This window comes from Streptomyces gossypii (genome assembly GCF_025165795.1).
GTDB lineage: Bacteria > Actinomycetota > Actinomycetes > Streptomycetales > Streptomycetaceae > Streptomyces > Streptomyces gossypii.
On the sequence record NZ_JAJAGO010000003.1, the window covers coordinates 307,816 to 333,173 of the forward strand.

General features: G+C 69.8%; 23 protein-coding genes. 6 read left to right on the forward strand and 17 right to left on the reverse strand.

What is annotated here, in order from left to right:
• Positions 1 to 336: 336 nt before the first annotated feature.
• Both LHJ74_RS07860 and LHJ74_RS07865 read right to left on the reverse strand, forming a co-directional pair.
• Positions 337 to 987: a hypothetical protein gene (locus tag LHJ74_RS07860; RefSeq protein WP_260216838.1), complete on the reverse strand. Its 651-nt coding sequence runs from the start codon at positions 985 to 987 to the stop codon at positions 337 to 339.
• Positions 915 to 1,847, reverse strand: coding sequence for a hypothetical protein (locus tag LHJ74_RS07865; protein ID WP_260216839.1), 933 nt, complete (start codon positions 1,845 to 1,847; stop codon positions 915 to 917). The genes LHJ74_RS07860 and LHJ74_RS07865 overlap by 73 nt, the downstream gene beginning before the upstream one ends.
• Before the next feature lie 812 nt (positions 1,848 to 2,659).
• Here LHJ74_RS07865 and gltX point away from each other — a divergent pair.
• Positions 2,660 to 4,030 (forward strand): glutamate--tRNA ligase, encoded by a 1,371-nt coding sequence (gltX, locus tag LHJ74_RS07870; protein ID WP_260217368.1) that lies wholly within the window; start codon positions 2,660 to 2,662, stop codon positions 4,028 to 4,030.
• Between the two features lie 31 nt (positions 4,031 to 4,061).
• Here gltX and LHJ74_RS07875 read toward each other — a convergent pair whose 3' ends face one another.
• The 9 genes from LHJ74_RS07875 to LHJ74_RS07915 all read right to left on the reverse strand — a co-directional run bounded on the left by LHJ74_RS07875 (position 4,062) and on the right by LHJ74_RS07915 (position 13,270).
• A complete protein-coding gene (locus LHJ74_RS07875; protein ID WP_260216842.1) occupies positions 4,062 to 5,048 on the reverse strand; it encodes a glycosyltransferase in 987 nt (328 codons plus the stop codon).
• Complete coding sequence (locus LHJ74_RS07880) at positions 5,045 to 5,659, reverse strand: HD domain-containing protein (RefSeq protein WP_260216843.1); 615 nt, start codon at positions 5,657 to 5,659, stop codon at positions 5,045 to 5,047. The genes LHJ74_RS07875 and LHJ74_RS07880 overlap by 4 nt, the downstream gene beginning before the upstream one ends.
• Positions 5,656 to 7,389 carry a carbamoyltransferase family protein gene (locus LHJ74_RS07885; protein ID WP_260216845.1) on the reverse strand — a complete coding sequence of 578 codons (1,734 nt, stop codon included), beginning with the start codon at positions 7,387 to 7,389 and terminating at the stop codon, positions 5,656 to 5,658. Before LHJ74_RS07885 ends, LHJ74_RS07880 begins: the two co-directional genes overlap by 4 nt.
• Before the next feature lie 23 nt (positions 7,390 to 7,412).
• The gene (locus LHJ74_RS07890; RefSeq protein WP_260216846.1) at positions 7,413 to 8,213 is read right to left on the reverse strand and encodes a radical SAM protein; all 801 of its coding nucleotides are present in this window, start codon (positions 8,211 to 8,213) and stop codon (positions 7,413 to 7,415) included.
• Positions 8,214 to 8,244: 31 nt separating this feature from the next.
• Positions 8,245 to 9,372, reverse strand: a complete 1,128-nt coding sequence (locus tag LHJ74_RS07895) for a hypothetical protein (RefSeq protein WP_260216847.1) — start codon at positions 9,370 to 9,372, stop codon at positions 8,245 to 8,247.
• Positions 9,372 to 10,481: a radical SAM protein gene (locus LHJ74_RS07900; protein ID WP_260216858.1), complete on the reverse strand. Its 1,110-nt coding sequence runs from the start codon at positions 10,479 to 10,481 to the stop codon at positions 9,372 to 9,374. The genes LHJ74_RS07895 and LHJ74_RS07900 overlap by 1 nt, the downstream gene beginning before the upstream one ends.
• Positions 10,482 to 10,485: 4 nt before the next feature.
• Positions 10,486 to 11,484: a D-2-hydroxyacid dehydrogenase gene (locus LHJ74_RS07905; protein WP_260216859.1), complete on the reverse strand. Its 999-nt coding sequence runs from the start codon at positions 11,482 to 11,484 to the stop codon at positions 10,486 to 10,488.
• Positions 11,481 to 12,722, reverse strand: a complete 1,242-nt coding sequence (locus tag LHJ74_RS07910) for a glycosyltransferase family 4 protein (protein ID WP_260216860.1) — start codon at positions 12,720 to 12,722, stop codon at positions 11,481 to 11,483. The genes LHJ74_RS07905 and LHJ74_RS07910 overlap by 4 nt, the downstream gene beginning before the upstream one ends.
• A 131-nt stretch (positions 12,723 to 12,853) precedes the next feature.
• On the reverse strand, positions 12,854 to 13,270 hold the full coding sequence (locus LHJ74_RS07915) for an ATP-binding protein (protein ID WP_260216861.1): 417 nt from the start codon (positions 13,268 to 13,270) through the stop codon (positions 12,854 to 12,856).
• Between the two features lie 317 nt (positions 13,271 to 13,587).
• Here LHJ74_RS07915 and LHJ74_RS07920 point away from each other — a divergent pair, with 317 nt between their 5' ends.
• Positions 13,588 to 15,021 (forward strand): NsdA family TPR-like regulatory protein, encoded by a 1,434-nt coding sequence (locus LHJ74_RS07920; protein ID WP_260216862.1) that lies wholly within the window; start codon positions 13,588 to 13,590, stop codon positions 15,019 to 15,021.
• A 22-nt stretch (positions 15,022 to 15,043) separates the two neighbouring features.
• Positions 15,044 to 15,997 carry an FAD-dependent oxidoreductase gene (locus LHJ74_RS07925; RefSeq protein ID WP_260216864.1) on the forward strand — a complete coding sequence of 318 codons (954 nt, stop codon included), beginning with the start codon at positions 15,044 to 15,046 and terminating at the stop codon, positions 15,995 to 15,997.
• Between the two features lie 20 nt (positions 15,998 to 16,017).
• Here the strand turns inward: LHJ74_RS07925 and LHJ74_RS07930 are convergent, their stop codons facing one another.
• The gene (locus LHJ74_RS07930; RefSeq protein WP_260216865.1) at positions 16,018 to 16,590 is read right to left on the reverse strand and encodes a CGNR zinc finger domain-containing protein; all 573 of its coding nucleotides are present in this window, start codon (positions 16,588 to 16,590) and stop codon (positions 16,018 to 16,020) included.
• Between the two features lie 86 nt (positions 16,591 to 16,676).
• Between LHJ74_RS07930 and LHJ74_RS07935 the strand changes: the two genes are divergently transcribed.
• Positions 16,677 to 17,909 carry an MFS transporter gene (locus LHJ74_RS07935; protein ID WP_260217370.1) on the forward strand — a complete coding sequence of 411 codons (1,233 nt, stop codon included), beginning with the start codon at positions 16,677 to 16,679 and terminating at the stop codon, positions 17,907 to 17,909.
• 419 nt (positions 17,910 to 18,328) lie between these two features.
• Here the strand turns inward: LHJ74_RS07935 and LHJ74_RS07940 are convergent, their stop codons facing one another.
• From LHJ74_RS07940 to LHJ74_RS07960, 5 genes are all read right to left on the reverse strand, one after another.
• A complete protein-coding gene (locus LHJ74_RS07940) occupies positions 18,329 to 18,709 on the reverse strand; it encodes a hypothetical protein (RefSeq protein ID WP_260216868.1) in 381 nt (126 codons plus the stop codon).
• A 102-nt stretch (positions 18,710 to 18,811) separates the two neighbouring features.
• Positions 18,812 to 20,551 carry a relaxase/mobilization nuclease domain-containing protein gene (locus LHJ74_RS07945; RefSeq protein ID WP_260216869.1) on the reverse strand — a complete coding sequence of 580 codons (1,740 nt, stop codon included), beginning with the start codon at positions 20,549 to 20,551 and terminating at the stop codon, positions 18,812 to 18,814.
• Positions 20,548 to 20,841 (reverse strand): mobilization protein, encoded by a 294-nt coding sequence (locus LHJ74_RS07950; RefSeq protein WP_260216870.1) that lies wholly within the window; start codon positions 20,839 to 20,841, stop codon positions 20,548 to 20,550. Before LHJ74_RS07950 ends, LHJ74_RS07945 begins: the two co-directional genes overlap by 4 nt.
• Positions 20,842 to 21,423: 582 nt before the next feature.
• Positions 21,424 to 22,221: a DUF2637 domain-containing protein gene (locus LHJ74_RS07955; RefSeq protein ID WP_375546698.1), complete on the reverse strand. Its 798-nt coding sequence runs from the start codon at positions 22,219 to 22,221 to the stop codon at positions 21,424 to 21,426.
• A gap of 293 nt (positions 22,222 to 22,514) precedes the next feature.
• Entirely contained in the window at positions 22,515 to 24,050 is a 1,536-nt protein-coding gene (locus tag LHJ74_RS07960) for a DnaB-like helicase N-terminal domain-containing protein (RefSeq protein ID WP_260216874.1), read from the reverse strand.
• Positions 24,051 to 24,318: 268 nt separating this feature from the next.
• Between LHJ74_RS07960 and LHJ74_RS07965 the strand changes: the two genes are divergently transcribed.
• Together LHJ74_RS07965 and LHJ74_RS07970 are read left to right on the forward strand one after the other, a co-directional pair.
• Positions 24,319 to 24,882, forward strand: coding sequence for a helix-turn-helix domain-containing protein (locus LHJ74_RS07965; protein ID WP_260216876.1), 564 nt, complete (start codon positions 24,319 to 24,321; stop codon positions 24,880 to 24,882).
• Between the two features lie 143 nt (positions 24,883 to 25,025).
• Positions 25,026 to 25,349, forward strand: a complete 324-nt coding sequence (locus LHJ74_RS07970) for a helix-turn-helix domain-containing protein (RefSeq protein WP_260216877.1) — start codon at positions 25,026 to 25,028, stop codon at positions 25,347 to 25,349.
• The last annotated feature ends 9 nt before the right edge of the window (positions 25,350 to 25,358 follow it).

A 25,358-nucleotide genomic window follows, 5' to 3' on the forward strand; every position in this document is an offset into this window, starting at 1 on the left:
GCCTGTGTCGCTCGTCAGCACCGTTACTGGGCCCGACGACAGGTGCGCGAAACCCTTCGCGAGTAAGCGCTCAAGCAGTGGACTCTGCGATCTCTTCTTCGAGGTCACGTGTCCTCCTCTGACCATTTGTCGACCCTAAGCCCGTCCCTTCACGGCTGGAGGCAGGCCGCCCGCCGTCTGCTGCTTAAACGTACAGCGTGGTATGTCCTTCGTTCGGCTGACTCTGTGAGTCCTGCCGACGGCTTCTGCAAGCGACACACGTGGCACGACAGACGTGGGAGGTGTATCGCCGGGTCTGTGCCAGGGGCCGGGGCGGCCTGGGGCGTGCGGCCGGTGTCAGGCGGTGCTGGCTGCTGCGGGGGCTTGGACGGTGTCGAGGAGCTGCCCGTAGGTGATTTTGTCGTCTGTGGGGCCGTAGTCGAGGGCTGTGAGGAGGGTGTTCCAACGTTCAGTTTGGGTTCCGCAGCGGGTGAGTAGGTGGGGCACGGCGATGTCGGTTTCGTTGTGGGTGAGGACTTCGTCGGCGGGCAGCTGGCGTAGGTGCTCGGTGGTGTGGTGGCGGGATTTGAGGATGGCGCGGTATACCTCGTCGGATGTCCACACGGCTTCGCTTTCGGGTGCGTCGAGCCAGGACTGCAGTACGGCTGCAGGGTCGGGCTGGCGGTCGAGTTCGTCGTCGGTGAGCAGCCGCAGCACGGCCTCGTTGTCGTCGGCCGGGGCGAGGGCTGCTGCGGCGGTGTGCAGCCAGTCGGCGGCATTGTGCTGGTGGCTGATCCAGGCGAGTTCGAGTGGGTGCAGTGCTGGGAGCGTGTCGGTGACCGCGGTGCGAGGAGTGTGCGGGTTGCTGGCAAGGGCCGTGAGCGCGGCTGCCCGACGGTGCTGGAAGTGGGTCTCCAGGAGACGGACTGGGCTGTTCAGGTCGGTGCCGCTGGTGAAATGGGCCAGGCGAGGGCTGGGCGGGCTGGCGACGACAGCGGGCTGTTCCAAGGTGGTGAGCAGGCGCATGCCTTGGTCAGGTGCGTGGGGTTGGCGCTGAGCAGGGCAAGGTCCTTGGCCAAGGTGACGGCATGCTGGCGGCGGCGGTCCTTCGCATTGCGAGGCGGGGTCAGTAGGCGGCCCCGGCGCACGCATGCGTCGGCGACGGTGTGCAGTTCCTCGGCTGCGATGTCGGAGAGGCGGGGGTTGGAGCGCACCCGCTCGGCGATGCTGTGGAGCCTGTGTCGAGCGGTCGCGCTCGGCTTTGGCAGGTCGGCCATCTCCGGCAGACTCAGGGCGGGGAGGCAGGCTCGGAGTAGGTCAACGTTGAGTGCCGACTCCGCCTCACGATTCGCAGGCAGATCATCCTCTGCCTCGCGGGTGAGGCCGTGCTCGACTTCCGCCTGGTCCAGCAGGAGGTGTTGCACGGCCGTGCCGAGCACGGGGTGTTCGACCAGGGTGCGCCACCGGTCGGGGCAGCTTCTGAGAACGCGCCAAGCGGCGTTCCTGCCGAACTCGTGGGGTAGGCCCCAGTCGGGGCGTTCGCAGATCTTCCATTCCTCGTGCTGATGCGGGTTCTGCAGCAGGAGGACCAGCGGGGTGAGGGCGTGGTCCAAGACCGCGTCGAAGAGAGCTGGAGGCAGGGGCGGGGTCGGCTCGGCACCCCGGCGATGGCGGTTGAGGTCCCAGCCGGTGACGACGCCCTCGATGTCAGTGTCATCCAGACGGGGAAGTAGGTCGATCGCGGCGTCGACTTGGTCGGGATGACGAGCCAGGCTGATGACGAGGTCTGGCGTGGCACGGTGTGTGCGCAGGATCGTCGGCGGCCTTGACCAAGCCTTGGTCGGCGAGCTTGGCGAGCTGTCTGCCATCGGCCTGCTCCAGAAGCTGTCGGCGCAGGGCAGAGTGGGCGGTGCGGCTCAGCAGGACCGGCAGCGCATCTGCGAGAGTCTTCTTGCGCCACTCCTCCCCACGACTGTCGACGCCATACCAGGTGCGGGAGGTCGCACACAGCGCCTCGATCACCGTGGGCAGTGCCTCATCCGGCAGTGCGTCACTCATGGCGAGCTGCTGCCACAGTGGGTATGTCCGTGCGTTCACCATGTCCGACCCCAGAGCATCAACCAGGCGTGACCGACCGGTCACCGACATCACTGGTGCCAGACCGTACGCGGTGGCACCCACTCACCGACCCGGAATTGGCCAAAGACAAATGCCTCGAGTCGGCGTCTGGTATCAGGGGGCGAAGCGCTGGCCCAATCGGATGACGTCAGCGTGTGCAGCGCGGGTCACACAGAGGTACCCGTCGTACGAGGCCGTGCCTCCGAGGCGAGCGCGGCGTCCTTGGACGTCCCATGTTGACCGTGGCTTACCGACCCTGCGGGCAAGCGGGAGCGACTGACCTGCGCGGATGGCGTTGCCACCCGATGCGGAACCATCTGGCGAGGCAAACCTGCCTGCGGTCCGCGACAGGGGCTGTGCCACATATTGCGCCGGTTCGCCCCCTTTCTTCCTCTCAAGCTGCGTCGGTGCCGACGCGCACGCAAGATCGGGAAGGCAAAGGTTACCCAGGTCTGCGGGCTGGTCGGCCGGGATCTGGTCCAGGTGGACGTTCTGTCTCGGTACGCTGGGGCGCATGTCTGCTGCCCCGGTTCGTGTTCGTTTCGCCCCGTCTCCGACTGGCATGTTCCATGTCGGCGGCGCCCGGTCCGCCCTCTACAACTGGGCGGTGGCACGACAGTCCGGCGGCACGTTCGTCCTGCGGATCGAGGACACCGACGCGGCGCGGAACAAGCCGGAGTGGATCGACGGCATCATCAGCGCCCTGGCGGCCATCGGCATCCACGGCGAAGACCCGGCCTTCGAGGGGCCGTACTTCCAGTCGCAGAACGCGGCCCGGCACAGTGAGGCCGCTCAGCAGCTGTACGCGGCCGGGCGCGCCTACTACTGCGACTGCACCCGTGAGCAGCTGAAGGAGCGCACCGGGTCGGAGCATCTCGGCTACGACGGGTTCTGCCGGGAGCGGGGGCTGGCCTTCGAGGAGGGGCGGGCGCTGCGGTTCCGGACGCCGGACGAGGGCGAGACCGTGGTGGTCGACCTGGTCCGCGGAGAGACGGGGTTCCCGAACAACGCGATCGAGGACTTCGTGATCGCCCGTGGCAACGGATCGCCGGTCTTCCTGATCGCCAACGTGGTCGACGACCTGGACGAGCGCATCACGCAGGTCATCCGCGGCGACGAGCACCTGTCGAACACGCCGAAGCAGCAGCTGCTGTGGGAGGCGCTCGGCGCCGAGCCGCCCGTGTGGGCGCACCTGCCGGTGATCGTGAACGAGAAGCGGCAGAAGCTCTCCAAGCGCCGGGACAAGGTGGCGCTGGAGGACTACCTCGCCGAGGGCTTCCTGCCCGACGCGATGGTGAACTACTTGATGCTGCTCGGCTGGGGCCCCGGCGATGACCAGGAGATCCTTCCGTACGAGGAGCTGGAGCGGCGCTTCCGGATCGAGGACGTCGGCACGTCGCCGGCCTTCTTCGACGTGAAGAAGCTGACGGCGTTCAACGGTGAGTACATCCGCGCCTTGGCGCCGGAGGAGTTCGCCAAGGCATGTGCGCCCTGGCTGGCGGCCCCGTACGCGCCGTGGCAGCCGGAGACGTTCGACGCGGGCGTGTTCGAGAAGGTGGCGCCGCTGGCGCAGACCCGGCTGGCGCTCCTGTCGGAGATCACGAGCTACGTCGACTTCCTGTTCCTCGACGAACCGGCCTGGGATGAGACTTCGTGGCACAAGGCGATGAAGGCGGGTGCTGCCGATGTCCTGCGCGACACCCGCGCCGAGTTGGCCACCGCGGAGTGGGTGGCGGACGAGGTGAAGGCTGTGCTGGTCGCGGTGGGAGAGAAGCATGGGCTGAAGCTGGGCAAGGCCCAGGCCCCCGTCCGGGTCGCTGTTACCGGCCGGACGGTCGGGTTGCCGCTGTTCGAGTCCATGGAGGTGCTCGGACGTGGCCGAGTGCTGACCCGGCTGGACGCGGCCTCGCAGAAGCTGGCCGCCCAGCCGTAGCCATACCCACCCGCGCCATAGGTGCCGCGGATCAGGCCAGCTCGGCCAGCGTCTCGTTCCAGGCGCGGCCGAAGTAGGCCAGGTCGAACTGGGCAAGGGCCTCGTACGCGGCCTTGCCGTGGGCTTCCGGCGCGGCGGCATGCTCCCGCACCTGCTCTCCGAGGCAGCCGAGGTCGGGGCCGGGTTGGCCCGTCAGCTCGGCGAGGTCGCCGAGGCCCGCCAGTGGGTGGATCAGGCACGGCAGCCCGAGCAGGACGGCTTCTGCCGCGCAGCGGCTCCAGCCCTCCTGCATCCGGGGAGCGAAGACGCCGGCGTCGCAGGCCCGCAGGAGCCGGAGGTACCGCTGGCGCGGCAGGTCGTAGTGGCTGCCGCCGAAGCCGATCGTGTTGCTGCCGCTGGTGATCACCCGTATTCCGCGTGCGGCGGCCAACGCAGCGGCGACGTTCTCCGTGCCTTTCCAGTGGACGGCCTTCCCCGCATACACGGCCAGGGTGTCCGAGTTCAGGCCGAACTCGGCGCGGCACTCGGTCCGGTCGAGGCCACGTGCCTGCTCGATCTCTGCCATGTCGAAGGCGTTGTAGATGACCCGCACGTTGCGAACGCCTTTGGCGCGGAGGAATTCGGCCCAGTACGGGGCGACGCACACCACGGCGGCGCACTGCGGGAGGACATCGAAGAGCCGCTCCCAGAGCATGGCCTCGAAGGGAGCGGAGTCGTGCTGCAACGGCTCGTAGTGGTGCAGGACGAATACCGTCCGGGCCCGCATGTCCGGGGTGAACAGCAGCAGGCTCAGGTCGTCCCAGACGAAGGAACCGGCCGTGCGGTCCATGGCCCGTACGGTCGGGGCGAGGCGGGCGAGGTGGCGTAACTTGCGCCAGCGCCGTACCCGGTAGACGCGTTTGTGGTCCGGCACCGTGCGCCACTCGACGCGTTCGGCCGTCAGGTCGTGGAGCATCCGCAGGTAGGCCCTGCCGCCGGTCCGGCCGACCGGTTCCATCGAGTACACGACCTGCCTCATGGACGTACCTCCTGTTGATGGCGGACGTACTCGGCTTGGAGGAGCGTGTGCGCTGCCGCCAGGTGGGTGCTGAAAGGGCGGGCGGACTTGGCGAGTGGAAGATGGAACTCGGCCAGGTGGCGGAGGAACTTTGCGCGTCGTTCGAGGCTGGGGGAGGCATTGAGGTCCCGCACGTTGTGGATGCGGTCGGCGAAGCGCACGAGGAGTTCCTCGGGTGGCAGACCGGCGGTCTTCGCTCGCCAGATGGCCTCGTCCCCGGGCGCTTTCGGCCTCCGTTCCAGCCGGTGGTCGGGAGTCATCGCCCGGAGTCGTGCTGCGAAGCCGCTGCCCAGTTGGTTGGTGATCAGGGCTTCCGAGGCGGGCGCGACTTCCAGGGCATCGTGGAGGAGACCGAGGAGAAGCGTGTCGGCGTCCGTTACGCCGAGTTCGTTCCGCAGTACGGCGACGACGGCCAAGGGGTGCTGGAGGTAGGGGGTGCCCTGGTCGCGGGTATGGCCGGCGTAGACCGTGAGGGCCAGGCCGCCGGCCACACGTGCGCGGGATCCGTCCCGCGTACTCCACGCGGTGGCGCCGAGCGTCGCCAGGACGTGCTCCAGGTCGTTCGTGGTCATCTGCGCCACCCCTTACGCGTGTCCGGCAGAAGCTGTCTGCGGGGATCGGGGACGTGGTCGGCGAGCAGCACCGTGTCGCCGACCGCCAGGGCGTCGAGCCCGAGTTCGGCTGCCGCGTGCACCGCCTGCTCGGCGGTCCGCAGGATGGGTGCGCCCTTGCGGTTGAAGGACGTGTTCAGCAGCAGCGGCAGGCCGGTGCGGTGGTGGAACTCTTCCAGGAGCCTTCTCAGACCCTGGTGGTCGGCTGTGACGGTCTGGACTCGGGCCGTGCCGTCGTGGTGCGTCACTGCGGCTATGCGCTCGGCCCGGCTCGGCCGGACGCGGGCGACGCGGTTCATGAACGGGTCGCCCGCTGTCTCGAACCAGTCTGAGGCGCGCTCGGCGAGGACTGCGGGAGCGAAGGGGCGGTAGACGGCTCGCCTCTTGATCGCGTTGAGCCGGTCGCGGACACCGGGGTGGCCCGGGTGCGCCAGGATCGAGCGGTGGCCGAGGGCGCGCGGGCCGAACTCCAGCGGGCCTTGCACCCAGCCGACGACGTGGTGGTCGGCGAGCAGTGCGGCCACCGTCGGTGCGAGGGCTTCCCCGAGGCCGGGAAGTGCGCGGTATCCGGGTGGCACGGCTGTGTCGGCTATGTGGCCTGGCTCCGGGCCCCAGGCGGCATCGGCCGGGACGGGGAGGCGGTCCTGCCCGAGCTGGTAGTGCCAGCCGTACAGCGCGGCGCCCACCGCGGTGCCGGCGTCGTGGGGTGCGGGCGCCACGAACAGGGTGCCGAAGCCGCTGTCGGCGGCCAGGTTGCCGTTGAGATGGGAGTTCAGGGCGCATCCGCCGGAGAACACCAGGGTGTCCGCAGCGGTGAGTCGTCGAAGGTGCCGGGCGATGTGTACGACGGAGTCCGCGAACACGTCTTGGACTGCGGCGGCCAGATCCGCACGGTCAGCTTCGGCGCTGTCCGAGACGTTGTCGGTGGTCCAGGCCCGTCCGCCGATCAGCAGCGGGGTGGTGCTGTCCGCCGAGCCCATCGGGTGTGCGATGCGGATCTCGCCTTCGTCGCCGAGGCGGACGAGTTCGCGGACCTGCGGGCCGTAGCGCCTGGGGTCGCCGAAGGCGGCGAGGGCCATCATGCTGCCTTCGGGCTCGTCGCCCGGTGGGATCACCCGACGTGCGAGGTTGCGGTAGAAGTGGCCGAGCGAGGAGTGCACACGGCGGGGTCCGAAAGCGCTGGGGACCACGAGGGGCATGCCTTGGTGGATCCGGTCGATGCGATCGAGCCGGAGGTCGTAGCCGGTGATGCGTTCGCGGCCCGGACCGAAGTCGGAGCCCAGGGGCGAGCCTCCGGCGTCGATGACGAGACCAGCCGCGTGGTCGTGTCCGGAGAGCAGGTAGGCCGAGAGGATGTGTGCGGTGTGGTGGGACAGCAGGCGGAGGCGATTGCCGAGCGGGGAAGGGAGCAGGGCCGCGAGTTCCTCTCGCTCCTCCGTCAGCCACCAGCCGGCCGCGGGGTTGGGGCGCATGGGGGCCGCCCAGACCGTGTCCACGTCCTCCGGGCCGATTCCTGCGGACTCCAGGCACCAGTCGAGGGAGCGGAATGGGGCGGTCAGGATGCCCTTGCGCGTGGAGCGATGGTGCTTGACGCCGCTCCATCGTTCTTCCTCGGCGGCGTAGAGACGGCCGTCGACGACCAGGGCGGCGGATGTGTCGTGGTGGAAGTTCAGTCCGAGGACCGCGGGCATGAGCAGGCACCTCCGGAAACGGGTCAGGCGGTGAGGGCGGTGGGAGCGGGGAGGATCGGTGATCCGGAGTCCAGGTACTCGTGGCACTTCAGGCAGAAGCGGAAGTGGTGGCGGCGGGGCGCGAAAACCTTGGCGGCGAAGTCCTCGTCCCAGACGCTGAACTCGCTGTCGTCCTTGGCCATGGCGTTGAAGCAGCGGTAGCAGGATCCGTCCAGCTCGACCATCAGGTGCTGGTCGAGGTAGCGGGAGCAGATCCCGTGCAGGGTGTTGGCCGGCTGACCGACGTCGACGTGGTGCACGTGGTTGGTGACGTGGATCGCTCCGTGTGCGGCGCACAGGTCCGCGATCTCCACGAGCCGGGTGGCGCTTATGCCTTCCACGACGCTGTTGACGACCACGGTCTTGCCTGCCGCGCGGAGGCGGGGGACGACGGTCTGGACCTCCGCGTAGTTCTCGTGCTCGTCGTCGCAGCCGATGAGGATCTGGTCGTACGAGCTGAGCGTGGCTTCCATGATCCGCTGGTTGCGGGCGAGGGTGATGGCGTTCGTGCCCAAGACCATGACCTTGTCCGGCAGCCGGGTGCGGGCCTGGGTGCTGAGGGCGGGAAAATCCCGGTGGACGGTGGGCTCACCGCCGTTGATGTGCAGCTGCTGGAAGGGGATTGCCTCCAGCCGGGCGAGGACGGTGGAGAACATCTCCAGGGACATGTTCTCGCCCTGGGCGCCGTCGGCGAAGATGCAGAAGTCGCAGGAGCGATTGCACTTCGTCGTGATTTTGATCTTGGCGGTCTTGAGGGTCCGGGGAGGGGGGTCTCCGGCGGGCATGGCGGTCGCTCCTTCGGTCAGGGGGCGTGCGCTACTCGGCGTGGGCGGTGAGGAAGTCCTGCACTACAGATCTCCGCCGGTCCCAGAGAGCGAGGGCGTCGCGCAGGGTGTCGGCGGTGGTGGGTCCGGTAGGGATCAGCTCGGCCATCCGGCCTGCCAGCCGCCGGGAGGAGCTGGTCTCGTCGGCCGCGAGGGTCCGCAGGGCTTCCGCGGCGGTACGGAGTTCTTTCGCCTCGCGCGTGATCAGGTACCCGGTGGCGACACCAGGCGGCGGATCGAGGTAGTACAGCCAGCGCGCGATTCGTACCCGGAGCATCCCGGCGGTCATCGTCCAGGCGACGCGGGAACGCTCTTCGCCTTCTCCGGTGTCGGTGTCCGAGGACTTGCCGGGGACTCGTCGCATGACCGCTTCGAGAGCGACGTGAGCCGTCCGCAGAAGGCGCCGCGCAGTGGGCGTGGCGGCGCTCCGGGCTGACCCGGCGGTTTGCGCGTGCCGCAGGAAGAGCTCGGCATACCGCTCCAGCCCATTCGGGTGCCATTGGGTGAGCGCGGCGGTCTTGCCGGGGCAGCGTGTCCGGGTGGCGAGAGCGGCGGCGGCGAACCAGCACGGAGCGAGGTAGTGCCAGGCCACACAGTGGCGCCGGTATCCCGGGACGTCCTCGGACACGTTGTCCGTGCTGTCGGCCGCCAGCTGGTACCGCCCGCCGAGCCGTGCGTGCAGGATGCCGCGGTAGAACCGCTCGTCGACGCGGCTCCAGGGCGCCATCTGGGCATGGGACTTCCAGCGCTGGAAGTCGCGGGCGTTCCCGCGGACCAGGCTCCAGGTCGCGAGTTCGGGTGGAGAGATCAGCTGGCGTTCGGCCTCCGGCAGGGTGAACGCGAAGCCGGGCGGGTGCTCAAGGAGGCGGCGGTGTGTGGCGTCCCGCCTGACCTCGCCTCGGTGCGCGGTGGCGAGGCGGTGGTTCCACTCCTGCCAGTCCTCCGGGACATCGCGCAGCAGGACACGTACGTCCAGGTCGGAGTGAGGGGCCAGCAGGTCGGTTGGCTGCCACTTGTGTGTGAGGACGGTCGCTCCGATCCCCCGAGCGTCCAGCGCGCTTCCGTACCGGGCACCAAGGGCGGCGTACGGCGGGAGCGTGTCGGGCGGGGCTGCGGTCATCAGCTCTCCCCCGCGGGGCGGCGAGTGCACGAGGGCTCGGCCGCGCCCGTGTCGAGCAGGGGCAGCAGCGGAAGCACGGGGGCGCCTTCGGGGCGGTCCATCCGGTCCCAGCGCAGGTCGTAGTCGACGTAGTGGAATCCCTGCCACGCGTCGTTCGAGTCCCGTTCGAGCATGGACTGGAACAGGTGGGCGAAGGCGTCGGGGAGGGTGCCGTCCACCAGGCGGGGCTTCAGGGGGATGTCGCGGTTGTGGAGGATGCAGGGCCTGGCCACCCCGGTGGGGGTGATCTTGATCCGGTTGGCGTCCGAGCAGGTGGCGCAGCTGGAGTTCGAGATGAAGCCGATCGACCCTTCCCAGCCGTCCGGCTGCAGGTAGCGGCCGGGGCTGCGAACCCCGAGCTGGGTGCGGGAGACTTCTCCCGCGCCCGTGAACCACTGCTGGAGCCGTTCGCGGACCTCGGCCTCGCTGATGAACTCGGTGTCGAACAGTGCCTGTGCGGGGCCGATGTTCTGCAACTCGATCAGGCGCACAGCCAGGGGAAGGTCTCGGGCCAGCTCGGCCACCGCGAATGCGTCCTGGAGGTAGCTGCGCTGGAGAACGCAGTTGATCTTTACGCGCAGGCCGAGAGCGAGTGCGGAGTCGATCGTGGCTCGGGCCTCGCGGGGGTCCCCGCCGCCCATGATCGCGGCTGACCGGGCAGGGTCGAGGCTGTGGAGGCTGATGTTCAGGTAGGTCAGGCCGGCACGTTGGAACTGCTCGATGCTCAGCCCGCGGCGCAGGTTGCCGTGGCTGGTCATGCCGATCGCCGCGCCGGGCCCGAGGCCGTCCGCCAGCCCTTCGACCACGGCGAGGATGTCCGCCCGCAGGGTCGGCTCACCACCGGAGCAGTGGGCCTTCTTGATCTTCCAGGCGCCGGCCTCGGCGGCGATGGCCGCGTAGTCCGCCGAGGCCAACGGACGGTCCTTGTGCCCGTAGTCGGGCATGCACCGGGGCTTGCAGAAGACGCAGTCCAGGTTGCACAACGAGTTCAGGGTGAGTGCCAGGTACGGGTGGTTGCGGCCGGTCGCGGCGAAGTCGGCGAGGAGATCAGGGTGGCGGGCGTTGAGCATCGGGTCAGCCTCCTGCGGTGAGGGAGCGGAAGAGGGGCACGTCGGCCAGTCCGTTCAGCGGTTTGCTGGTGACGTAGCGGTGCAGGTTGTCGGCGAAGAACGCGACGGCCTCGTCCATGTAGGTGCGCGAGAACGTCGCGCACTTCGGCGTCAGCAGGACTCGGGGATGGCGCCGCAGCGGATGCCGTACGGGCAGGGGCTTCGGATCGGTCACGTCCAGGGCGGCGCCGCGAAGGTGCCGGGCATCAAGGGCGCTGATGAGCGCCGGCTGGTCGACGGTCATCGCTCTGCCGAGGTTGAGGAAGAGGGCGCCGGGCCTGAAGGCGGAGAAGAGGGCCCCGTCGAAGAATTGATGCGTCGTACTCGTGGCGGGCAGCAGGTCAACCACCACATGGGCGGCGGCGACGGCCTGGTCGACCGCCGACGCGTGGATCCAGGTGATGCCGTCGCCCGGAGTCGGCGGGGGCGTGCGCCGTACGCCGATGACGTTCATCCCGAACGCGCGGGCAGCACGGGCAAGCTGTCCGCCGATGCTGCCGCAACCGACGATGGTCATCGTCGAGCCGGCGAGGTCGAAGAACTCCTGGGCGAGGTCGTCCTTCCACCAGGTTCGGTTCGGCTGGCGGCGCTGGCTCAGGAACAGGCCGCGCGAGAAGCCGAGGACCATTCCCATGGCGTGTTCGGCCATGGGGCGGCCATGGAATCCGTACGAGCGGGTCAGCGCCACCCCCGCCGCCGCAGCCTCCGCCACGGGGAGGTGATCGGTACCGGCCGCCGGGGAGGAGATCCACTTGAGGTGGGGTGCGCTCATCAGCCACTGGGGTTCGAACCGCCACCCGAAGAACACCTGTGCGTCCGGGAGGTGGCGGGGGAGGGCCGAGGCGGTGGCAATGCGGAAGTCGACGTGGGGGAAGGCGGTTCGCAGGGATCGTTCGTGGTCCTCGGACAGGTGCCAGAAGGCGTATGGGGACTCAAGACAGATCAGCACCACCGGGCGGTTCATCGTGCCCTGCTGTCTGCGGCGGGGATCGGGGCCAGGGCCCAGGGGGCGATGCGGTCGAGTGCGGAGCCGATGCTGGCCTCGTAGTCGTGACGCGAGCGAAGGAGCGCTGTTCCGGCCTGTACGAGACGGGCACGTTGGCGAGGCATGACGGTCACCGCCCTGCGAATGGCGACAGCCAGAGAGGCGGCATCACCGGGTGCGGAGGTGAATCCCGTCTCGCCCTCGACCACCGTCTGCGCCAGCCCGCCCGCCGATGTGGCGACCACCGGGCCCGCCCCGGCGGCGAACGCCTCCAGCGGCACCCGCCCGAAGGGCTCCTCACGGGACGGAACGACGACCGCGCGCAGGGCCGGGCTGTGGAGCCAGCTGCGGATGGCGGGACTGAAGCGGGTGATGAGCGTCGCGTCCAGGCCGAACTCGTGCATCGCGGAGGCCAGGCGATCTTGGTAGGGGGTTGGGCCGTCGGCCGCGTCGGGGGTTGCTGCCGCCAGCAGCAGGTGAGGAAGGCGTATGCCCTGGTCTTTCAGAATGTGCAGAGCCGTCAGCAGGTCCTCGAAGCCCTTGGTCGGGACAGGCCGTCCCATAGCCAGGAGGAATCCGCCTCGGGCGGGGAACGGGAGCGGGAGCACGGCTGAGGGTTTGCCGGTCTCCTCAAGGATCAGCCCGTTCGGAATCTCCACGACGCTGCTGCGGCGAAGGCCGCAGCTCACGATGAGGTGGCCGCGCATGTGGCGGGAGATCGCACCGACCCGTCCGCCTCGGGTTGTGGCCGCCCGCAGCCCCGCCCTCTCCCAGCGCACGCGATTCCGGTCCTGCGGCTGTGTCAACGCGGCGGTGGAGCGGGGGATGAGCAGCAGCTCCATCGCCGGGGGTGTGTACGGAGCGAGACCGAGGAAGGGCACGTCGAGGCCGATCAGCAGGCAGCGGCCCGAGCGGCTGGCAATGCGCACGGCGACCTCGCCGACGAGGTCGCACAACTGCTCGCAGTTGTGGACCGAGTTCACTGCCGCGTGGCCGCCGGGGATCGTGATGATCTCGGCTTCGGCCTGCTTGAGCATGTGCTGGACCTCGGCGGTCCATCGCGGGTCACGGGTTCCCGACGACGCGGGGAGGTGCGGGGTGATCACTGCCAGTCGGCCGACGGGCAGCAGGCGGGCGAGCGCCGTGAGGAAGGCGCGGTTGCTGAAACCGGTCCCCGAGCTGGCCCCGTAGAAGCCTTCGTGGAGTGCGACGATCACGCGCGGCTGACCGGCACCGCCCCACGCGCCCGGGGCGCGGAGAGCATCCAGGCGGGCTGGCGTTGCGGGCGGGTGTTCTCTGCGCACCGTGGACTGCCTCCTTCGAGAGGGACCGAGAAAGACTGGGGACATCAGCAGGCGGTGCTGCCGCCGGTGCGGAGGGAGCGGGCCAGGCGGCACCAGGCGCGGCTGCCGTGGGTGCTGACGGTCAGCGACCAGGCATCGGCCAGGGCCTCGACGATGGCAAGGCCCCGCCCCGACTCCGCCTCCTCCAGGAGCGATCCCGGCGCGGGTGGAGCTGAGGGGCGCAGGCAACCGCCGTCGGTGACGGTGATCTCGACCTCACACCGATCTCCGACGCGCTTGATCCGGTCGACACAGAGCACCAAGGGCGGGCTGCCGGCGGTGAACGCGTTGGTCGTCAGCTCCGACCCGATCAGCCGGGCGTCGTCGATCAGATCCGCCTCCATGCCGCCGTGCAGGGCGACCGCGACGGCCTCGCGTGCCATCTCGGCGGCCCTCGGAGCGAAGGGGAGATCGGTGATCAATGTGGACGTGATGCTGTCACCAGGATCCGGACGCACGGGCTTCGGCTCGTTTCGCCCTCGGGAGCGTTCCAGCACGCTGCCCGGACGGTCTTGGGAGGCGCTCGCGTGATGGTTCAAGACCCGACCCCTTCTCCGTCAGCGGCGAAGGCACTGCCTTCCCCAGATACCCAAGAACACCGGAGGGCAGGGCGCGGCAGGACCCGATGAACGGGTCAACTGGGTCAACTTCCCTGCAATGCCAGTTACTCGGCGGAGCCGAGGCGTCACCATGGGGAGCACGAGAATCCGACGAACCGCTGGGCGTGAGGTGGTCGCACGTGGAGACACGGGCAAGTGAGCCGAACGACGTGCTGGCGGCATGCCTGGGGGAACTCGGTTGGAGCCCCAAGGCGCTCGCCCGCAAGCTCAACAGGGTCTTCGGCGCTGGAACAGTGGCAGAGTCGGCCCCCTACCACTGGAGAAACACCGGCTCGCTGCCGCGCTCGCCGCTGCCCGTCATGGCCGCCTACGTGCTCTCCCAGGAATTGGGAAGACGGGTATCAGTGGCCGAGTTGTGGCAGGGGCGTGCGGGTGACTCCTCGGCTCTCATCCCGGCGGACACCGATCTCGCGCGCCCATGGACCGCGCAGGGCCTGGAGGGAATCGTGGCGGACTGGGTGAGCGGAGGACTCGTCGACCGCAGACGCTTCCTGGCGATCTCGGGAGCGGGGCTGATCAAGGTGGTCGCGCAGTATCTTGACGGAACCGCCGGCCGTGGCCAGTACGCTCCCCGGATCTCGGAGACGTACGGGGCCAACCCGCTGGTGGACCAGGTCGAGCATCACCTGCCTATGCTCCAGTTGCTCGATGACGAACATGGCGGCGCACGTCATCTTCCCTATGTGGGCGCGCAGTTCCGGGCCGTGGGGCTGCTGATTCACGAGGGCGGCCACTCCTCCGCCGCGGCAACCAGGCTGATCCGGGCGCTCGCCGAGATCGGACAGCTCGCCGGCTGGATGGCCTTCGACTCAGCCGACCACGGGCTGGCCCAGCGCTACTTCGCTACCGCCCTGCGGGCGGCGCACCAGGTCAACGACTTCGCGCTGTGCTCTCACATCCTGGGGGATCTCTCCTTCCAGGCAGCCAGCCGGGGCCACCCCGCCGATGCCATCGCGCTCGGTGAAGCGGCTCGCCGGGTCAGTGATGCGGCACCTCACACCGTCCAGGCGTCCGTGCTCTCGCGTCTCGCCTACGCATACGCCTCCGCCGGCCGGGACAACGACTTCGCCCACACGAGCGGCGCCGCGCGGGAACTGATCGGGAGCCGCGACGCCGGGCGGGAGGAGCCACGCTGGATGTACTTCCTCACCGACAACCACCTGAACTGCCAAGCCGGGTACTCCCTTGTCCGCATGGGGCGCGCGCAGCAGCGGGAGGGGAACACCGTGAAGGGCCGGCGCAGCCTCGCCCAGGGCACAGCGATGCTGCGAACCGGGGCGTACGAGGTTCCGTGCGGCGACCCCAGCCAGCGGCGGGCCATGTTCGAGGGCGCGTGGCTGGCCCTCGGCCACAGTGCCCGCGGCGAGCTGGAGACCGCGTGCGAGATCGGACAGATCGCGACGGACCGCCTCGGCGTTGTCCGCTCGCCCAGAAGCGCCGCGCTGCTCCGCCAGCTCGCGGGGGATCTGCGACGCCGCCAGCGCAATCCCTTCGTGCGCAGCTTTCTTCCCTCCCTGGAGGATGCGCTCGCCCTTCACTCGCCGACTGCCTGATCCGGCCGTTAGGGTCGAGAGCATGACCGCAGAGGAGCGCGTTGTTGTCGTAGGGGCCGGTGCAGCGGGACTGACCACCGCGGTCGTGCTCGCCGAGGCCGGAGCACTCGTTCACGTGATCGCCGAGCAGGTGCCCGGGGTCACGTCGCTGGCCGCCGGCGCGATGTGGGGCTCGTACTTGGTCGAGCCGAAAGACAAAGTCGATCAGTGGGGGCGGCACTCGCTGGAGATCTTCCGCGCACTGGCCGAGGCCCCGGCAACCGGTGTCCGGCTGACCAGCGGTATCGAGGCATCTCGCGTGGCCGAGGCACCCCCGGAGTGGGCCACCACGCTGCCGGGCTTCCGGCCGTGCGAGGCGGCCGAACTCCCGGCCGGGTTCACTACCGGCTACCGGTTCACCGTGCCGCTGATCGACATGCCGGTCTATCTCGACTACCTCCTCCGGCGGCTTCGCGCGGCCGGCGGGACCGTCGAGCAGCGCAGGCTCGACGGGCTCGACGACGCGGGCCCCGCTGCCGTCATCGTCAACTGCACGGGCCTCGGGTCCCGCACCCTGGTGCCGGATCCTGCGCTGCGGCCGATCCGGGGGCAACACGTCGTGGTCACCAACCCCGGCCTGACCGAGTTCTTCTCCGAGGACACCGGCCCGTCATCGGACCTGCTGTGCATCTATCCGCACGGGGACACCGTCGTCCTGGGAGGCACGGCGGTGGACGGCGAGGGAGAACTGGCGGCTGACGACAAGGCGGCGGCCGGCATCCTGGCCCGCTGCTCCGAGATCGAACCCCGCCTCGCCCAGGCCCGCGTCCTCGAACACCGCATCGGCGCCAGGCCCACGCGCAGCACGGTACGGGTTGATGCCGAGAGCAGGGGCGACGGGGCGGTGGTGCTTCACAACTACGGCCACGGCGGTGCCGGGATCACGCTCTCCTGGGGCTGCGCGGAGGAGGTTCGGAGGCTGGCAGCCTCCCAGTGAGCTGAGCGGCCGAGCGTGGATCAGTTTTTTGAGCTGTTGCGTGCGCGGAAGGCTGCGGCTTTGACTCGGCTGCGGCAGGCGTCGGAGCAGAAGTGGCGGACGGCGTTGCGGGAGTTGTCGACGTAGACGCGGTCGCATTGCGGTGCTGTGCAGACGCCGAGGCGTCCGGCGAGGTCGCTGCCGATGGCCAGGGCGAGTGCGGTGGCGCATCCGGCGCTCCAGCCCACGGCGAGGGTGTCGTGGGTGCCGTGGAAGTGGACTTGCCAGGGCTCGTCGTCGACGCGGTCGAGTTGAGGTCGGGCGCCGGTGGTGCGCAGCAGGACGTTCACGACTTCCGCTGCCTGGTCGGTGCGGCCGTTGTCGACGGCGTCGAACACCGCCCTCAACTGCTGGGCGGTGTGCGCGAGATAGGTCGCGTGTCCCGGCTCGACACCCGTGCGGGCGGCTGCGAGCGGCAGCGCGTCGTGGATTGCCTGGGGCAGCTGATCGCCGCGGGGCGCGGTGTAGGGACGGCCTTGCCGAAACCCGTCGGTCAGCACGTTCACGAGTGAGACCGCTGCGTCGAGCAGCGTCTTCACGTGACCATCGAACATCACTTGACTGGTCACTCCTTCGGGTCTAGCGTCCATCCATCACCAACGATACCTGTTTCGTCGGTAACGAGTGAGGGGTGAGGGCCATGCAGGGCGGCAAGCGATTGCCACGAGCGGTGCGCCTGTTGATCGTGGCACGGGCGGTCAACCGGCTCGGAGCGTTCTCGATCTCGTTCCTTACCGTTCTCATCACGACCAACTTCGAAGCCGGCGCCGCCGTCGCCGGCGGAGTCAGCGCCGCCTTCGGCCTCGCCACGATCCCCTCGCGCCTGGTCGGCGGACGCCTGGCCGATCGGATCGGCCGACGCCGCACGATCGTGGCCGGCCTGACCGGGTGCGCGCTGGCACAGCTGGGACTCGCCGCAGCGGACAGCGTGACACTGGTCATCTTCTTCGCCGTCCTGCTGGGCCTGGTCTTCGAACTCTACGAACCGCCGAGCCAGGCCATGATCGCCGATGCGGTGGCGCCGAGCGAGCACGTGCACGCCTACAGCCTGCTGAACGCCGCCCTGGCCGCGGCAGGCATGGGTGCCGGCCTCATGGCAGCGGGTCTGGGCCGCTGGGACCTGCGATGGCTGTTCGTCGCCGACGCCCTCACCTGCCTGCTCTGCGCGCTCACCGTGTACCTGGTACTCCCTGCCGACCACCTCAGGGCCGCGAAGGCCGCACCGGACCAGACGACCGCCGTCACCCCGTGGCGTGACCGCGCCCTGCTGCTCATGCTCGGCACAGGGACACTGTTCGCCGTGATCTACCTCCAGATCATGATCACGCTCCCACTCGCCATGGACCACGAAGGACTGCGGCCCGCCGACGCCGGACTGCTGTTCACCACCTCCGCACTCACCATCTGCGCGGGCCAACCGCTGATGCGCTGGAGACGGCTCGCCACCCTCCCGGCACCGGCCGCCTTCGCCACCGGGTACCTGCTGCTGGCACTGGGGCTGGGTGGCTACGCGCTCGCGGACAATCTGGCCGCCTACCTGGCGGCAACCGTCGTGTGGAGTGCGGGCGACCTGCTCCTGGTCGGCCGGGTATACGCGGTCGTCGCCGGCCTGGCCCCGCCCGGCGGAAAGGGACGCTACCTGGCCGTCTACGGCACCAGCTGGGGCATCGCGGGGATCGCCGCCCCCTTGACGGGCACGCAACTGATCGAGCATGCCGGACCAGCTGGCCTGTGGAGCGCGATGACGCTCGCGTGCCTGCTGCTTGCGGCACTCCAACCCGCCCTGGTCCGACGTATCCCTCCCCGCGACCACGACGACCAACTTCAACCAGCGCCAGTCGAATCGCAGGACATCAGAGCGGCAGACCTGTAACGCCATCCACGACTCACGTTCGGGCTGGAGAACAGCCCGCTGCGTCTACCTCGTCCGCCGCGAAGGGTGCCTCGGTGTTGTGGGCGGGGGAGCGGTATCTGCTCCGGTCTGCGGCAGTGTCGTCGGGCAGGCGGTTGCGCGTATCGAGGTGACTGTCGTGGTGGTATCTGGCTCGGCCGTGCTGGTCGATACTCGTGTGGTGAAGGCTGTGAGGGAAGCTCGTGTGACCTATTGAGCGTGTCCACCGACGTCGCATGCCCGACCGGATTTCCGGTCGGGCATGCGACGTTCTGGTGCGGGTGTCAGCGGCGGGGAGTGCGCGGAGTCGCGCGAGCCGGGTTGGTGGGGAAGCGGCTGGGGGCGGTCTGGGTGCCTGGGTCGTCCTTGTGTTCACGTTGGTCTCGGGGCGGTGGTGGTTGTCAGAAGGTGTAGGGGGTGAAGGGGCGGGTCGGTTCGTTTATGGATTTGAGGAGGTGGTCGAGTTCGGCTCGTTGGGCTGTGGTCATGATTTCGGCTGCGTTGCCGAGGGTCTTGTGGGTGAGCTGTTCCATGAACGGGGCGAGGAAGCTTTGCAGGGCGTCGGGGGTTTCCTTCGTCTTGCGCAGGTATTCCATGTAGCGCTTGTGCTGGGCGTGGAACTCTTCGAATTCGGCTCGGGTGGCCGAGAGGGCGGTTTCCTGTTCCGCTGTCGTGAAGGGTCGGCCGTCGCGGTGGTTCCAGGTGCGGGGGTCGGCCTGGTGTTTGAAGTCCGCGTCGCACAGGAGGGCGACGACGTGGGGTCGGATGTCGGTCTGGGGCATAGAGGGGTTCCTTTCGGAGTCGGGGTTGAGGCATCAATGCTCCGGAGGATCCCCGGTTTCGGTAACCGGGGATCGTCGGCTATGTTCCGCCCGCTTGTGCGGTCATCGCCGGCGGGCGGAGGTGTTCGCCGGCTGGATGGCCGGCTGTGCGGCGCGTGCTGGGGAGGGGGTGTGTCGGTTGCCCCGCAGGGGCGTGTCCTGGGGGCTTTGCCGGGTGTATGCGGGGAGGTTCGCGGCGCGGCGCAGGCGCCACACGAGGACGTCGCTGATGGATTCGGCGGTGCCCAGCTCCCGGCGGGCGGCGGCTTCGGCGAGGAGCGCCTGCGGGTTGTGGCCTGCCTGTGCGGTGTCGGCGAGGGTGGCGGCCAGGGCGTGCCAGCCGGGCTCGGCCAGGATGGTCTCGGCGAGGTCGGGCAGGGCGGCGCGGACGGTGGTGGCGTGGTGGCGGCGCAGGGTCGGGGCGATGCGGCGTCCGCGCTCGCGCAGCGCTGCCAGGGGCTCGGCGGCTGCCTGCCGGTAGGCCGCTTGCAGGTGTTCGGCGGCCCGGCGGGCGGCCTCGGCCTGCTGGGCGTGCCGGCGCTGGGCGTGCCAGTGGGCGGTGGCGAGGGCGAGGAAGAACAGCATGTCTATGGCCATGGCGGTGCCGGCTCCGTCCTCGCCCCGGCCGAGGGCGGGCCCGCTGTGGACGAGGTCGCGGGCGGCGCGGCGCAGGTCCTGCGCGTGGCGGAACTCGGCGCGGGTGTGGGAGCGGGAGGCCCGCTCGAATTCCCGAGCCGCTTGGCGCAGTTGGTCGCGGGTGTGGAGTGCGGAGGTTTTGGCGAGGGCGTCGAGGACCTCGCCGGTGGCGGCGATCTGGGCGGCAGCGGCGCCGTCGTCGCCGCTGTCGTCGAGGGCGAGCAGCGCCGCCCAGGCCGCGTCGGCCGCGGTGCGCCGTGCGGCGGCGGGTGCCGAAGGTGCGGTGTGGTGTGGCTCTGCCCGGTCGCTGCCGGTGGTCTCCACTGGGGTGGCGCCGTTGGTGAAGCGTTGCTGGAGGCGGGGCAGGGACAGGTCGGGGGCGAGGGTGGACCCGGCGTAGAAGACCGGCTCCTTGCCCTTGTTGCGGTCGCCGGGCAGGGCGACCTTGTAGCCCTTGAGGTCACCGGAGGGCAGCGCCTTGGTGTGCACGAGGAGCCCGGCGTCCTTGAGGCGGCCGAGGAACTCCTCGGTGGAGGTGGCGCCCGCCAGGGCGCGGCGCACGGCTTCGCGCAGTTCCTCGCGTGCGGTGCGGTCGCGGCCCTGGCGCTGGGCCTTGTGGCGTTCGGCGCTGGTGGTGCGCTTCGCGGCGGTGCCGTCGCCGGGGGTGACGCGGTGGAGGCCCAAGTCGGCTTCGATGAGGCGGGCTTCGGCCTGGGCGCGTTTGCCGGAGCGGTGGTGGTCGGGGCGGCGGCCGTCCTCGCGTACGAGGGTGGCGACGATGTGGATGTGGTCGCCGGCGTGGCGCACGGCCGCCCAGCGGCAGCCGGCGCCGTCGCCGGGGTCGATGCCGGTGGCCGCGACGGTGCGGCGGGCGATGCCGGCCCATTGCTCGTCGGTCAGGACCGGGTCGTCGGGGGCGGCGCGCACGGAGCAGTGCCACACGTGCTTGTCGGGTCGCTGGTCGGCGTCGAGCAGGTGGAGGGGCTGGTCGAGGAGGTGGGCGAGGTCCTTCTTGGTGGCTGATGGGTGGCGGCCGGGGTCGGGGGCCATGTGGTCGAAGGAGGCGACCAGGTGCGGGTCGACGTGCTCCTCGTGGGTGCCCTTGCCGTAGAGGTAGCGCAGCAGGCCCAGGGTGCTGCTGCCCTGCTTGTGGATGCTGGGGATCAAGCCGCCTCACCGTCTTGCTCCTGGCGGTTGGTGACCCGGTCGGCGGCCTTCCTCGCAGAGTTGGCCGCGCGGTGGATGTCGGCGAGCACCTCCTTGAGATGCGGCACGTCGCCGCCGGAGTTGAGGGTCTTGGCGACCTGGTTGAGGTTGCTGCCGGCCCAGCCGAGCTGGCGGCGCATGGCGAACAGTTCGCTGAGCACGTCGCGCTCGGTGGCGATGGCGGCGGCGGTACGGGACTGGTCGCGGGCGGCGGCCAGCGCGGAGTGGGCGAGGAACCCGGCCAGACTCATGCCGACGGCATCGGCGCCGACCTGGATGATGGCGTGCTCTTGATCGCTGAGGCGGACACTCTGGGCGGGACGCTGCTTCTTGTCGCGCGCACGCGCCTTCCCCCTGCTCTTGGTCCGGCGCTCGCGGCCGGCCCTTCCTGGCTGCGATCCGCCCCCGGTCGCAGCCCTCCCGCCCGGCGCCCCCCGGCGCCGGACGGACCCCGCCACCCCCGGGGCGGGGCCAGGTTCCGGCGCTCCCCCTGCGGGGGAGTGTCCGAACCTCCAACTTGCTCCGCTGTCAGGGGCTGAGGTGGTGGATATCGCCTGCTGGGCAACGGCGGGTTCGTGGTGCTGGTCGGGCACGGGGTCTGTCTCCTGGGGGCGTGCGGGAGGTGGGCGTGTGTGGTCGTGAAGCCGGGTAGGAAGCGCCCGTCGCTCTCGTGGAGAGGGGCGTGAGGAAGTACCGCGGCGTAGTTGGCCGAGCTGTTGGCGCCATCGAGTTGAAGTGCCGCCGAGTGGTGCGAGCGCTGGTGGCGGAGTTCGAATGGCGGCGCACGGCATTGGCGGTGGTCTTCCACCAACACCGGCACCGCGCTGTGGCGGTTATGCGGCGGCATTGGTGTCGGCGAGGGAGGCGAGTTCCGCCGTGGCGGCCTTGGCGATCTCTTTGGCGCGGTCCTTCTGGATCGTGTAGCCCTGGGTCCTGATCGCGGCCTCAAGGGTGGTGCGGGGCACTGTGCCGTGTTCGGCGCCGATGGCGCGGGCCGTTGACCACAGCACCTTGTCGGGTGCGGTGGTCTTGCGTCCGGCCTTCTTCGGTACGGCCTTGTCTGTCGTCGGCGTGGCGGTGGCGCCCTTCGCCGCGTGCGCCGGTTCGCCGCTCCCCTCAGCTGTGGGTGCCGCGTGAGAGCGGTGCGTCTCCTCATGGCGGACCGGGTCGCTGGGTTCGGGCGTGGCGGTTTCGCCATGTGTGGTGGCGGATGGCGAAGCTGCCACCGCGGTGTTGGCGGCGAGGTGGCGGTTGATGACGAGGTAGAGGTGGACGGCGAGGGCGAGCGGGGCGATGGCGGACAGGGCGCCGACTGTGGCGTTGTCGAGGTGGAGGCGTGTCCGTTCGTTGAGGCGGATGGCGTGCAGGGCGTTGGCCCAGATGCTGGTGAGGGTGGCCAGCCCGAGGAGAGTCCACACGTACAGGCGGGAGTGCAGTGGGGCGGTGCGCAGGATCAGCAGGGCGACCACGCCGATGGCGATGAAGCCGTCGATCACGAGCGGGAAGAGGTAGGTGAGCGGTCCGCGGATGTGGGCGGCGACGGCCATCTGGCGCAGGGCGTCGTAGGACAGGGCGAAGCCGACGGCGGCGAGCAGGATGATGCCGGTGCGGACGGTCCGGCTGCCGCGCACGGCATCCGGGGCTGTCGGTGCAGGGGAGTGCAAGGCGGAAGGCTCCAGGGCAGGGAGTGGGGCTTGTGGGGCGGGGGTGGGGAGCGTTCACGGAGGGGGCGTTCACGCGGGCCCCCTTCTAAAGGGGGGCCCGCGCGTGATCGCCTCCGGGCGTGTACGGCGTGGACGGTGCCGTGATCGCTTGACCTGCGGTTTCGCGGTGAGCGTGTGCGCCGTGAGCGGTCTACGGCGGTGTGTGAGCGCAGGGGCCGCGTGTACGGTCGCGTGATCGCTTCGCGCGGGCCGGAGGGGCTTCAGCCGACGGCGGTCAGGTGGCGGGCGGAGGCGTAGTAGCGGGTCTGCTGCCCGCCTCCGGCTCCTCCGGCGACGCCGTCGGCCCTGGTCGCCAGGCCGCTGTCGACGAGGCGGGACAGGTGGCGCCGCGCCTTCTCGACGTCGGCACGTTCGGGATCGCCCCCACCGATCAGGACGGTCGCCAGTTCGCGGGCGGTCAGCCCGTTGGGGGCGTTGCGCAGCAGGACGGCAGGGTCCTTGGTCGGGTCGACCGTGGTGGTGCCCCGCGCGTGGTCGTGGGTGACATCCAGCGGACCGACCTCCCCGGTGGGGGTCTTGAGGTGGTGGAGGGTGACCGCTGGGTCGCCCGCCCGGCCGGTGACGAACAGGACGCTGCCCGCGCCGGCGGTGATCCATGTGGAGCCGTAGACCTGGTCCAGGCTGGGCCGCAGGCCGCGCGGGGCGTCGGCGGCGGCCTTGCGCTGGTGGTGCAGCTCCATGATCTCCACGCCGCCTCGCAGGGCGCGCATGCGGGCGTTGTGGAAGGCGACAGCGAGGCTGTCATCGACCATTGTGCTGACCGCGTCCTTGAGGCTGTCGATCACGATGGTGTCGGCCTGGTGCACGGCGGCCATGTCGGCGAGGAGGTCGGGCTCCTTGTCCAGGGTGGCGGGCAGCGGGCCCTGCCAGACGACGAGCCGCTCGCGCAGGGTCTTCTCGTCGGTGGCGTAGACTCGGCGGGCCATGGCCTTGGCGATCTGCCGGGGGCGGTCCATGGCCAGGTAGAGCACCCGCCTGCTGGGGGCGACCGGCATCTCCAGGACCTTCTCCTGGAGGCCGAGACGGGCGAAGATCACCTGATGGGCCAGGGTGGTCTTGCCGACCCCGGGGCCGCCGACGATCATCAGGCTCTCGCCAGGCGCCCAGACGGTCTTCTCGCGGGTGCCCCACAGGGGCTCGGCGTCCGCGCCGGTCTCTTTGACGAAGGCCCAGCCGTCACCGGCGAAGCGGGACAGGCGGCCTTGGCCCGAGGCGAGTGCACGCTCGCGTTCGGCGCGTACTTCCGCTTCGATCTCGCTGCGTATCGCTTCGGGATCGGCGCCCGGCTCCTGGGCACGCTGGACGGTGCGTACGGCGGAGGCGAGCAGGCGGCGGAGGTCGGCCTTCTGGCGGATGATCTCCGCGTGGTACTCGGCGCTGCCGGTGCTGTAGGGAACGTCGGCCAGCTGGTGAAGGTAGACGGCACCGCCGACCCGCTGCAGGTCTCCCTGCTGCTGGAGCAGTTCGGTGAGGACGATCGGGTCGGTCGGCTTGCCCTCCCGGCGTTGGGCGAGGAGCGCGCGCCAGATCGTCTCGTGCGCGGGCCGGTAGAAGGCGTCGTCGCCCAGGATGGGGCGGATCGCGTCGACAACATGGCTGTCGTGCATACAGACGCCGAGGACCGCGCGCTCGGCGTCCACGTTGAAGGGAGGTTCCATATAGCCGTTTTGAAGGGGTGCAGGGCCTTCTGCGGAGCGGGATGGCGTCTGGGGCGGCAGGGTCGTACCCTGGTGCATAGAACTCCTCACCCGGCAGGCCATATGGGGCGGCAACCCCGGCCGGGCCGGTCGAATCGTCTGGGTATGGCGGTCGTGGGGTTTCTGCTTCGCCCCCGGTGTTCGCAGCACCGGGGGCTTCTTCATGTCCACCCGTGTCCGGGGGTGCCTCAACACTACCATCGACGATTCAAATAGGAATGGCTTGCAATGCATATCGGATTAGTGTTAGCTGGTTGTCACGTCCACGGCTGTCCCGCCGGATCCGGAGCGAGAGGAGGTGGGAGCGATGAGCAGTGAGGACGGCGCGGCCCGAGCGGGAACCGACCGCCCCGAGCCGGAGGACCATGTGGCCGAGCGCATCAGGACGGAACGCGAAGTCCGCGCCTGGAGCACCGCGAAGCTCGCCGAGGAGATGACCAAGGCCGGCCACCCGATCAACCAGTCCGCGATCTGGCGGATCGAGAGCGGCAAGCCGCGCCGCCGCGTCAACCTCGACGAAGCACTCGGCTTCTGCAAGGTCTTCGACCTGTCCCTCGACGAGCTGACCAGCCCGCCGGACCGCCTCATGAACCCTCAGGTGAGACGGCTCGTCGGCGAATACGTCGAGAAGTGGAAGGAGTGGCGCGCCCTGGGCAAGGCCCAGGACCGCATCATGGCCGAACTCGACGACTACGCGAAGGCCCACCCCGACCAGGCGGACCTGGTCAAGGTCATGCTCATGCACGAGATGGAAGTCGCTTCCGACGGCGAGTTCCGCCACCACCGCGGCTCGCGCCCCAAACTCCAGAGCTGGCTCGGGCCCGACCGAATGAACCCGCCGACCGACCGGGAAGAGCCTCCGACCGCATAGCGGCCGACTCCACCATGGTCTTCCCGGTGCTGCGAACACCGGTGACCGCCACGTGGCACATCAGCAACAACCGCCATACCCAGACGATTCAACCGGCCCGGCCGGGGTTGCCGCCCCACATGCCTGCCGGTGAAGGAGCTTCCTTGCCCCAGAACACCTCCCTGCCCCTTGCCCAGATCGCCCAGCTCCTCGACGTCCCCGAGGACACCCTCCGCGCTCTCATCACCGCGCGCGGCGGCGACCGGGGTGACTCCACCCTCGTCGGCCTCACCGTCGCGGAGGCCGCCCGCCGCATCGGCATCGGCCGCACGAAGATGTACGAGTACATCACCACCGGCGAGATCCCCTCCGCGAAAGTCGGACGGCTGCGCCGTATACCCGCCGAAGCGGTCGGCGAGTTCCTCGCCAGGCGCACACCGACCGGAGATAGGCATCCGAAGGGCCCCGACTTCGGCACCGCAGCCTGACGGGGGCGC